The sequence below is a fragment of the Mesorhizobium sp. M0968 genome, from assembly GCF_040319065.1.
In the GTDB taxonomy this organism is placed as follows: Bacteria; Pseudomonadota; Alphaproteobacteria; order Rhizobiales; family Rhizobiaceae; genus Mesorhizobium.
In genome coordinates this window covers 19,487-29,381 of record NZ_JAMYNL010000044.1, presented here as the reverse complement: position 1 = coordinate 29,381, position 9,895 = coordinate 19,487, and the positions used below count along the sequence as shown (strand labels likewise).

The following is a 9,895-nucleotide window of genomic DNA, read 5'->3' as shown; positions in this document are numbered from 1 at the left end:
AGCAGACCTAGCACTGCCATGATCATCCTACACATGTCGTCCTCCGTGAACGTTGTTGCACTGAGCCATGCCGACGTCGGCGTGTGGCTGCCGATCCGCTTCGATGAGGAGCATAAGGACTCGCAGACGCCCCTAATAGGGGCTCCGTGGGCATTTTTACGCTAAGGGAATTATTGCAGAAATGCCCACGGAGCCGCGCAATGGCGATCGGACGGAGGGCCGATGTGCAACGATTTGTCTGATGCGATTGTCACCGCAACCTTCCTCTGCCAACTGCACGTCAAGTCCCGCGAGGCTCTCTCTTGTCTACGAGGTCGATGCTTCATCGCCTCAAGATGGTGGTCCGATAATCGAAGGCTGCTATCTACGAAAGCGTGCACCGGAGCACAATCGTTGCAGCGCAGTCACTTCGACCAGGTCCTTGCGGGACATCACTCTGCCTCAGGCAGATTCTGGAATTCGATTCACGCCAAATCAGTTGGCAGTCGCGGCTTTGCTCTCCCAATGATATTCGGTTCCGTCCGCCCAGACGCGATGCATGACGATGGCGAGCTTCCGAGCGACGGCCACCACTGTCCGCCGAAAGCCGCGTCTCTTCGCGACTGCGAGACCCCACGCCCTGATGCCCGAGTTCTTGGTCGAGCGCGTCAGTAACGCGAGACTGGCTTGGTAGGGGGTAGACCGCATCGCGACGTCACCACATTTGGAGATGCCGCTGTTTCGGTCGACCTCACCGGAAGCGTATTTCTTCGGCGTCAGGCCAAGGTGTGCACCGACGTCTCGAGAACGTTCAAAACGGGCTGGATCATCAATGGTCGTGAGATAGGTCACGGCGGTGATCGCTCCGACGCCAGGGATGGTCATCAGCTGACGGCACGTTTCGTCCTTCCGAACCATGTCCAGCATCATCTTGTGCAACACCGCGCATGCAGTCGAAGAGCCGCTCGGGCGATCAGCATCGGTTTCACCATGGCCGCCAGGCGAGGCGTGTTCTCGATCAGCTCTAGAACGCGCCCTTAGGCCGAGGTTATGCGACCGGCGAGCTTGATGCCGAAAACGGAGTGTCCCGCGGATTTCGTTCTCGATGTCGATCTGTTTCGTCTGAAGCGTACGGCGGTTGCAGAGAAGCATCCGGATTTCCTGGCTCTCATCACTTTTGACATGGACGATGGAGAACCAGCCAACGCGCAGGCAGCCGGCGATCGCGCGAGCGTCATTCCGGTCGTTCTTGATCGGCATCGTCTTGGTCAAGGCCCGCAGCCGCCGCGGATCGATGCAGATTGCGGCCAGTCCGCGTTTCCTCAAGCCGTTGTACAGCCAAGCTGCGGTTGCGCCGGCTTCAAGCCCAATCTTGCCAGGTTCAGATCGAGCCGCTCGAGCCAGTCGGCGATCTCGTTTGGATCCGAGGCCGCTACTCCTTCCCGGAAAATGATACCGTCGTCGTCGACCACGCAGATTGCGGTTTCAGCCAACGACACATCCAAACCGACATTGTGCTTCATGTTCTCCTCGACCTGCTCTCGCCGCTCAAGCTCCTGCAAACAATGCAGCAAGGGACGCCGGCAGTTTCTCGTCGACTTCGAGACCAAGCCTGTTGCGGAGCATCTGACGATTGTCTTCTGAGCTGATCAGCCGTTGAAAGGCTGTCGCTGCTGTTGGTCGTGCCGGCATAAGGTCGTTCCCACATTCGGCCTGAAACACTTTCGTTGCGAAAGGGTTCCGAAGGGGAAGTGAAATAATTTGGTGGGAATCTCTGAGCGGGGGTCGGGAAACTGATCCATTCTAATCAGACGAGCGTGGCATCAAGCTCTCCTCCTCGGCAGTAGCCGGAATGCCTTGCGGGCCTCCTCAGGTTCCACCTCGTCGGAAATCACGCCTGCGCAAACGCGCACTGCGAGGTCCCACTGAGGGCCTCTCTTGGTCCATTTGAGGAGGTCCTTGAGTGCTGCCTCGGGGCTGCTGGCGCTGTGTGTCAGATCGCCCTGTTCGCTTTTGATGGGGACCGGAGGGGAGAACCAATGGATTGTCATCGAACAACACGGACAGGCGCATGGCTATAGCGACTTCGAGTATGGCCTCGACCAACTCAGTGTCGGATGCTACCAAATTGGGCGCGGTCTGTCGAACGAGGTCTAACACCGCTGAGATCGACACTGTCTCCCGATCCGCTACGCGGAGAACTGCGTCAATTGCCTGCTGAAGAACTGGAGAAATCCTTTCTACACCGCGCACCCAACCCTCCCCGGTTGTAAGGGATTGATAATACTACCGCCGCCATGATGATCAATTGTGTGTACGAATCCGTACGAATGGAGCCGCTACTCTCGCCGATCAAGGTCTTTCAAACTTATGCTCATCCGGCAGTTTCTGCTCTACCGGCATATTTAGCATCTTCCGTCGGTAGTTGCGGCGCGTCCGAGCTGATCCAACGTCGTACGACGTCGGCAATTAACCTTCCGCTTTGCTTTGTCGAGTTCAACCACGTCGGGCCTACTGCATAAAGGACCCGAACTCTCCCGCGAGCGGATTTGGTCCTTGAAGCCAAGCGGCTATTCGCGAAGGTCGAACGCGACGGACAGGCCAAAGGCTGGGGCAATATCGACAATAAGCTCGACCAGCGCGCAGTCACTTTCCACCAGATGTGGCCCGTCTCGGCGCACCCCTGCGATGGTCTCTTTGACGGAGATGATTTGGCCGCGGGGGCTCGGATACGCGCGCAACGGCGTCTGATCGAGGCGGCAGACTGCTTGGTGAAGAACGATTCACCAGCAATGAAGTAGCGAGCGACTGAGCCTAGACCGCTTGCTCTATCGCCACTTCCGTTTCGCAGGCTCAACGCTCCATTTTGTCGATACGCTCGCTAAGAGCCTTCACCGCTGCCGTATTTTCCCGAATTTCTTTGGCGATCTCGTTCGCGGCGTTTGCCATGACGATCCTTGAGCGGTTCGCCATCCAAAGCAGAAACGCCATCAGGATCAGGAAAGGGATGCCAACGAGAAGTGCTCGCATTACTGCAGCTTGGTGGCTCATTTTCGCTTTCTCCGAGTCGTAGGTTCAATCTTGACGATCGCCAGACCGGCGCCAGTATCCTGCTTATGGAAGAGAACGAGCACGTCCGCACCAAGTTTGTAAGCAACGCCGATGGATGAGAACTACATTTACGGGAAAGAACGAAAGAACTGGCCTACAGCTCGTTCGCATGGCGATCGAACAAACCTGTCCAGCCGGCGTTCTGCCGAGTGAGGAGGCGGTCAAGCTGCTCTATGGACCGCTGCCGGTGCATGAGGGCGAGGCGCTGGCAAAAGCGATTATTGAGACGGTTGAGGGGCTGACGCGCGAGTAGGCTGCTATGCCACCCTAACGTTATGCACGCTCTAGTCGTCGGGGCGCGGATATCGTCGGGACTGTTGATGACGATCTGGGTGCGGTAGCCGTCGAGCTTGATCTCGTGAATCCAGTGTTCACCCTCGGGTGGCTTTGAAACCAGTTTGGGCTCCATCGGCGGAATGAACTCGAGGCGGCCGCCGCCGGTACTTACAATTTTACGCACCCAGTCAATACTAGGTACAAAGCTTATATTAGCCAGAGTGAATGGAACGTGATTCCGCATGGCTGTCGCAACGAAAGTAGCTTGCCAGCGTTGCCATTGATCCAAGAAGGAGGATCCGGATGGCCGACGACAAGCGCAAACGAGATTTCCGCGACCGCAACCGCGTCTATGAGGTCGAATATTTCGCCGAGCAGAATGGCATCACGCCAGACCAGGCGCGCCAGCTGATCAAGACGCATGGCAATGATCGCGCACGCCTGACCGAAGCTGTGAAAACATTGCGCGCCAGCTAGTTCAACGCCGGCTTCTGCCCCGGCCTGAAACCCTTCAGCGCGGCGGCAATACCCATCATCACCGACTGGTCGGGATGGTCGAGCACGCGCAGCGCACCCGGTTCGTCGCCCCCGACACCGCAGATCGGCAGCACCTGGTATTCGCCGTCGAACGGAATGCTCTCGCCATTGGCGAGGAACTCATATTCCGGAAAACACCCCTTCAGGAAGGCCTCTATCTCCCGCAAGGCCGAGTCGGCCGGGTCCACGACATAACTCTCGATGCCTTCGCGTTCGAGGACCCGATGTATCCAGAATCCATCCAGACCAGCTTCCTGGATTGATATGACCCGGAAACGCTGCCCTGTCCGCACTTCCGCCTTTCGTTGCAACTCTGCGAAGTGATCGAGCAAACCCGGAATGTCGCCCCCCGACACGAGATGTCTCGACAGTCTCTCGCCCCCACCTGGCGAAAGCGAAGTCACGAGCCATTTTGAACGAGACAGTTCTAACGAGACAAACACTGCGGCAAGATCGACGCGGATAGCGGCCGGGGCTTTGGTGGTGTTGGCTTGCACGCTGACCTCCAGATGATGTTTGGCGACTTCACTCTGGCAGAGCGCTGGTCGCCTTCCATCCCCATAGGATCTTCACGATAGCGGACCGGCAGTTTTCAGGCAGAAATAGTCGGAAGCGCACATTTAGGCACGCCGGTTGCAAGTCGTTAACTGACCGAAGCGGTACGGTCGACTGCCCCACCAAGGCTCAGGCTCCTGTCACTGGCATCGCAACCAGTATGGAGCCCTCTTCCACCCTGGCAGGATAGGTCCTGAGATTGACACAAGGTGGCAGCCGCTTTGCCGCGCCGGTGCGATACTCAAAGGCGCCCGCGTGCTTGGGGCATTCGACCTCGTAATCCATGACCAGTCCGTCGGCGATGTGTACCGCTTCGTGCGTGCATAGGCCGTCGGTGCAGAACACTTCATCATCGGGCGAGCGGAAGATGGCGTAGGTGCGGCCTTCATGGTCAAAACGGCGGGCACCTTCCTGTTCGATATCGTCGAGGCCGCAGACCGTGATCCAGCTGGACATTTTTTCCTCTATGAGTTGCGGTCCGGCCCCCGGAACGGCAATGCCGCCCGGAGGCCCCGGTCCTGGGATCAGTTCTTGTTGAGGTAGTCGCCGGCGTTGGCCGAGGTCACCAGTTCGAACGGCACGTACACGACGCGTTCGACCTTCTCGCCCTTGGCCAGCGCGAGTGCGGCGTCGACGCCGCCGCCACCCTGGCCCTCGGCGTTCTGGAACACGGTGACCGCGAGATCGCCGGCCTTCATCGCCTGCAAGCCGTCCTGCGTGGCGTCGATGCCGCCGACAACGACGTTCTTCATGTCGACGCCGTTGGCCTTGAGCGCCAGGATGGCACCGATGGCGGATTCGTCATTGTTGGCGATGACGGCGTCCGGGGCGCCGCCGGCGGTCAGCCAGTTGGTCATCAGGGTCTGGGCATTGTCGCGCGACCATTCGGACGACTGCTTGTCAACGACCTTGATGAAGTTGCACATGTCGGTGCCGAAGATCTGCTCGACATCCTTGGTCCGCTGCAGGGCCGCCTGGTGGACGAGGCTGCCCATGACGATGTAGGCTTTGGCACCCGCCGACTTGCCCTTGGCGCGCAGCATCTTGCACACCTCGAACGCTTCCAGCGTGCCGGACTCCACCTCGTTGGAGCCGACATAGACCTGTTTCTCCGGCAGATTCGCCATGTCTGACGGTTCGAGGTTGACGAAGACCAGCGGGATGCCGGCTTTGGCAGCTTCCTCGCTGAGCGTCCTTGACGCGTTGGTGTCGACCAGCGTGACGATGATGGCGTCTACGCCGGTGGCGATGAAGTTCTTCACCTGGTCGAGTTGCTTGGCGACGTCGTTCTGCGCGTCCTCGACCTGGATGCCGGCGCCCTTCTCCTTGGCGCGGGCCTGCATGCCGTCCCTCAGCAACGTCTGAAAATTGTTGTCGAAGTTGACGATGCTGACGCCAATTTTTGCAGCCATCGCATTGGTCGACATCAAGGCCGCCAACGCGGTCGAAATGAAAAGCTTCTTCACGGTTTTCCTCCCTTATGGATGGAGTGCCGGTTCACCCCTCCTTTGACTTCCGGCCCTTGCGGGATGGCTTGCGCGGACGCCTCGCGTGGCTGTCTGATCGGGCTGTCATTGGGCGGCGTTGACGCGCGCCTTCTTCTTCTCGTAGCGGGCCTGCATGCGGGCCTCGCCTTCCTTGCTGCCGTCGTGGAAAGTGCCCAACCATCGGTCGAACGGGATGAGGCCGTCGCCGTAGTTCACCTCGAAATATTTGTGATGGAGGTAATGGATGTAGGCGTGGCTATCGATGCTGGTGTCCTCGCCGATTTCGACCTTGTCGAAGCCGACATGACCGGGAATGGCGCCGAAGCCGGCAAAGTGGAGCTGGTAGAGCGCAAGCAGCGGGTTCGATGGGATGACCAGGTGCCAGAGTGCAACGCCGAGATAGCCGAACTGCTCGACGGGGTGCATCGACAGCGACGACCAGGGCGATGGGTTGACGGAGTTGTGGTGCACCGAATGCACCCATTTGTAGAGCGGCGGCCAGTGGATTGCCCGGTGCAGCAAGAAGAAATGCGTCTCGTGGATGATTGGCACCACCAGCGCCAAGCAAAACAGGTACACAGGATGCTCGACGACTGTCAGCCACGGCACGTAGCCATTGGCATAGGCGTAGAGGATCGCGACTTCGATCGCCGTCCAGATCGGCATGCCGGTGCCGAAGGTACGCAGCGTGTTGTCGAGGTTCTGGTTCTCAAAGAAGAAAGCCTTGCTCTTCTGCTCGGAGGGCCATTTGCCGTTGTATTTGAAGCGATTGCCCTGGGCTCTCAAAATGTAGAGCCGGAGCTCGAAGACGCCGAAGAAGACAAGCAGCGCCGCGCAGTTGACGAGGAAGAGCCTGAGGATCCATCCGACGCTCAGCGTCTTCGTGACCTCGACGTCGGGCAGCACGTAGTGCCACCACGCGACCGCCGAGAGCGCGAACAGGAGATTGTACGGCAGGAAATAGTGCGGCAGCCATTTCAGCAGCGCCAGCGGACGCGGCGGAAAGGCGAACAGCGGCGCGGTGCCTGCCGGCTCGCTCGGAGCCCAGTCGCCTCTTTTGTTGCGCGTGCCGTATTTCAGGTCGTCCATGTCGATCTCACAGGGATTGGGAAAGGGTGAGGAAGCGGTCATAGGCGGCATCGTCCATGTCGACCTGGTGCTTCGCTTCGGGATAGGCGCCGGCTATCACATCGCGGCCGAAGGCGCGGAAGGCGGCGATGCGCTTTTCCTGCAGTTCGGCGTCTAGTGTCACGAAATCGGCATAGCGTTTGGCGTGGCGCGGATAGTGACCGGTGTGGGTGCCGAGCACGTCACTGGAAAACAGGTACTGCGTGTCGCAGGCGCTGCCGCAGCCCATACCCATGGTGATCAGTGGGGTCGAGCGCGTGATGTGATCGGCAAGCCGCACCGGCACGACCTCGACCTCGATGCAGGCGGCACCGGCATTCTCAAGGTCCTTGGCCGCGCGCAGCACCTTGAAGGCTTCTTCGGCTGTCCTTCCAACGGCGCGAAAATTCGTCCAAGTAGCGCGGTTCGGCACCAGGCCGACATGGCCGGTAACCGGAATGCCCTCCGCCGCCATCGCCTCGATGAAGCGCGGTGAATGCGAGCAGTAGACGGCGTCGGCGCCGCGCTTGATCATGTCAAAGCCGAGCCGTACCGCCTCGTCGGGCGAGGCGACCGCGCCATGCGGCATGCCGACCGACAAGAAGGCGAAAGGCGCCGCCTCACGGATCAGTTCCAGATTGTGGTCGGGCTCGCTGGAGAGGATTACGATATCGCAGGTGACAGCCGCAGCGGCCTCAGCTGGCGTGTCGACGTGAAGCTGCAGCCATTTGCGGCTGCCCTTGGCGCTCCTCAGATCGTAGGCCGTCAGCCGCCTCGCCACTAGTCGTCCTCCCCTTCGCGGCGCGCCATTGCATGCGGAAGAATGCCCCCTCACCCGGCTTGCCATCCTATTTGTGGCAATCCGACCTTTCCTCGAGGGGAAAGAGATCGTCTGCGCTTGGCGCCAGCCTCTTCTCCCAACGGGGAAGGCGGATGCAACGCGGACTGGATGAGGGGGCGAACTTCATATGCGATCGCCCGTCCGTTGCAGTAGTTAGCACCGTGACGGAGGCGAAGCTCGCCCTACCTTGATCAAATCAGATCAAAGATTCTCGGCAGTGAAGGTAACGAAGCGGATCGGCGGGTTTTCGACTTGCAGGTCGTGCAGGTTCAATGTCGCCAGCACGAGGTCCATGGCTCGCCTCGCCTGCGCCTCGGGTGCCTGGTCGAGCACGACATCCATCGTACCCTCGCGAAGTGCAACGGCGCTGCGCTCGGTGAGCTCGTGGCCGACGAAGAAGACCTGGCGTCCGAGCGGATTTCGGCGCAGGACATCGTTGAGCGCCGAATTGGCGCCGCCTGCATTATAGAGGCCGGCAAGGTCCGGCCAGCGCTTCAAGGCTTCAAGAAGCTGCTCAGCGTTGCGGTCTCCATCGTCATGGCCGAACAGCGCCCCGATCGGTTCGAAATGTTCGGTCGCCGTCTCCATCAGGTAGTCGAAGAAGCCGCGCACGCGGTCGCGGTGCACGCGGTAGATCTGGCTGTGGCAGACCGCCACCACCTTGCCTGGCCGCCTTTGCATGCGCGACAACAACAGCCCTGCCATGCGCCCGGCGGCATAATTGTCGATACCGACATAGGCCCCGCTGGTGCCGGAAATCTCAGTGACAATCTGTACGGTCGGGATGTTTTCGGCCTCGAGTTTCCTCAAGGCGGCGCCAACCAGCGGGTGGTCGGGAACTGCGAGGATCAGGCCGGCGCGGCGCATGTCCGGATCAAGGATGCGCCTGGCGATCGCCGCCGGGTCCGCCTCGTCGAGAAAGGTGCGGTGGACGGCGATGGAACGATCGAGCGTCGCGGCGATGCGCTCGAAAGCGCGAGACAGTCGGGCAAAGAAGGTGGCGTCCGGACGCACCAGGATGACCTCGATCCTGATCACCCCGTGATGAGCTTCCGGCAAGCGGCGAGGATAGTCGAGCGAGCGAGCGGCGGCGACGACCTTGTCGACAGTGGCAGGCGTGACGCCACCCCTGCCGTTCAGCACGCGCTCAACCGTCGCCGTGCCAACCCCGGCGCGGCGGGCGATGTCAAGAAAGGTGGGCTTTGGAATCTGGTCACCTCCCAGTCACGAAGCCGAAGCCTAGCCAGCCGAGTCCGTTTTTTAAAGACCGATGATTTGCCGACTCCTCAAAGGGCACATCCCAAGGATGTAGGTCATCGAATGCACCGGTCCGGCTGTCGGTTGCTCCTGAGCTTTGAGAATGTCGGCTTCTGGGGTTACCCGTGCATTCCGGGAACGAGAAAATTGAAGCCCGGCCACTCTGCGGGGCGCGACAATCATCGAAGGAAACATTGAGGTGAACGAGGACACCGTCAGTCCAAGGCCGCTCGCGGACATAGCCAGCTATCATGCCCATGTCTATTACGACGGGCAAACTGAGCGGCAACATGCCGGATGGCTGCGTCTTCACATCGGAGAACATTTCCGAGTACGCCTTGGCAATTGGCACGAGCAGAAGTCGGCCCGCATGACCAGGCAATGTACCAGGTCTCATTTGCGAACGAGATTTTCGCTTCACTCGTTCCGTGGCTGATGTTGAACCATAAGGGTCTCAGCATACTCATTCACCCGAATACGACTAACCCCCGGCGCGACCATTAGGCCGGCCGCTAGCAGTAAACGGCGATATCCTTACAGACGTCATGAGGCGGAAGAGGCGCTGCCGCCCAACACCAACCCGTCGCAACCGGCATACAATTCTTGGCGCAACTGACCTGCAGTGTGGTCACCCGGGAAGCGGCAAAGCTGATCTCTACGGCCGAGATGCGGCGCAGTCCCGACGTCCAGGATGGCGAAATGCCGGACCGGCCCGAGAAACTCCTAAGGGCGCGATTGGGATCAC

At 59.9% G+C, this 9,895-nt stretch carries 12 protein-coding genes and 2 pseudogenes; 4 read left to right on the top strand and 10 right to left on the bottom strand.

The features are described 5' to 3' along the window. Window positions 1–474: 474 nt before the first annotated feature. The 3 genes from NKH67_RS32135 to NKH67_RS32125 all read right to left on the bottom strand — a co-directional run bounded on the left by NKH67_RS32135 (window position 475) and on the right by NKH67_RS32125 (window position 2,030). A complete protein-coding gene (locus tag NKH67_RS32135; RefSeq protein ID WP_353032795.1) occupies window positions 475–1,350 on the bottom strand; it encodes an IS110 family RNA-guided transposase in 876 nt (291 codons plus the stop codon). Further along, a complete protein-coding gene (locus NKH67_RS32130) occupies window positions 1,302–1,502 on the bottom strand; it encodes a hypothetical protein (protein ID WP_353032791.1) in 201 nt (66 codons plus the stop codon). Before NKH67_RS32130 ends, NKH67_RS32135 begins: the two co-directional genes overlap by 49 nt. 300 nt (window positions 1,503–1,802) lie before the next feature. Beyond that, the gene (locus tag NKH67_RS32125) at window positions 1,803–2,030 is read right to left on the bottom strand and encodes a DUF982 domain-containing protein (protein ID WP_353032789.1); all 228 of its coding nucleotides are present in this window, start codon (window positions 2,028–2,030) and stop codon (window positions 1,803–1,805) included. A 498-nt stretch (window positions 2,031–2,528) separates the two neighbouring features. On the opposite strand from NKH67_RS32125, the gene NKH67_RS32120 reads away from it, so the two are divergent. Then, the gene (locus NKH67_RS32120; RefSeq protein WP_353032787.1) at window positions 2,529–2,780 is read left to right on the top strand and encodes a hypothetical protein; all 252 of its coding nucleotides are present in this window, start codon (window positions 2,529–2,531) and stop codon (window positions 2,778–2,780) included. A gap of 52 nt (window positions 2,781–2,832) precedes the next feature. On the opposite strand, the gene NKH67_RS32115 is transcribed toward NKH67_RS32120, so the two are convergent. Then, the gene (locus tag NKH67_RS32115) at window positions 2,833–3,030 is read right to left on the bottom strand and encodes a hypothetical protein (RefSeq protein ID WP_353032785.1); all 198 of its coding nucleotides are present in this window, start codon (window positions 3,028–3,030) and stop codon (window positions 2,833–2,835) included. A gap of 169 nt (window positions 3,031–3,199) precedes the next feature. Here NKH67_RS32115 and NKH67_RS32110 point away from each other — a divergent pair, with 169 nt between their 5' ends. Then, on the top strand, window positions 3,200–3,343 hold the full coding sequence (locus NKH67_RS32110; RefSeq protein WP_353032797.1) for a hypothetical protein: 144 nt from the start codon (window positions 3,200–3,202) through the stop codon (window positions 3,341–3,343). Window positions 3,344–3,669: 326 nt separating this feature from the next. Beyond that, window positions 3,670–3,843, top strand: a complete 174-nt coding sequence (locus NKH67_RS32100) for a DUF3606 domain-containing protein (RefSeq protein ID WP_353032783.1) — start codon at window positions 3,670–3,672, stop codon at window positions 3,841–3,843. Window positions 3,844–4,067: 224 nt separating this feature from the next. Here the strand turns inward: NKH67_RS32100 and NKH67_RS32095 are convergent. From NKH67_RS32095 to NKH67_RS32070, 6 genes and pseudogenes are all read right to left on the bottom strand, one after another. After that, window positions 4,068–4,400, bottom strand: a pseudogene (locus NKH67_RS32095) (IS110 family transposase); the annotation flags it as partial. A 187-nt stretch (window positions 4,401–4,587) separates the two neighbouring features. Next, on the bottom strand, window positions 4,588–4,914 hold the full coding sequence (locus tag NKH67_RS32090; RefSeq protein ID WP_353032781.1) for a MocE family 2Fe-2S type ferredoxin: 327 nt from the start codon (window positions 4,912–4,914) through the stop codon (window positions 4,588–4,590). A 68-nt stretch (window positions 4,915–4,982) separates the two neighbouring features. Next, on the bottom strand, window positions 4,983–5,924 hold the full coding sequence (locus NKH67_RS32085) for a substrate-binding domain-containing protein (RefSeq protein WP_353032779.1): 942 nt from the start codon (window positions 5,922–5,924) through the stop codon (window positions 4,983–4,985). A 105-nt stretch (window positions 5,925–6,029) separates the two neighbouring features. After that, on the bottom strand, window positions 6,030–7,034 hold the full coding sequence (locus NKH67_RS32080) for a sterol desaturase family protein (protein ID WP_353032777.1): 1,005 nt from the start codon (window positions 7,032–7,034) through the stop codon (window positions 6,030–6,032). 7 nt (window positions 7,035–7,041) lie between these two features. Further along, the gene (locus tag NKH67_RS32075) at window positions 7,042–7,833 is read right to left on the bottom strand and encodes a 3-methyl-2-oxobutanoate hydroxymethyltransferase (RefSeq protein WP_353032775.1); all 792 of its coding nucleotides are present in this window, start codon (window positions 7,831–7,833) and stop codon (window positions 7,042–7,044) included. A 261-nt stretch (window positions 7,834–8,094) separates the two neighbouring features. Continuing rightward, on the bottom strand, window positions 8,095–9,102 hold the full coding sequence (locus NKH67_RS32070; protein ID WP_353032793.1) for a LacI family DNA-binding transcriptional regulator: 1,008 nt from the start codon (window positions 9,100–9,102) through the stop codon (window positions 8,095–8,097). 247 nt (window positions 9,103–9,349) lie between these two features. Between NKH67_RS32070 and NKH67_RS32065 the strand changes: the two are divergent. After that, window positions 9,350–9,766 (top strand): annotated as a pseudogene (locus NKH67_RS32065) (DOPA 4,5-dioxygenase family protein). The last annotated feature ends 129 nt before the right edge of the window (window positions 9,767–9,895 follow it).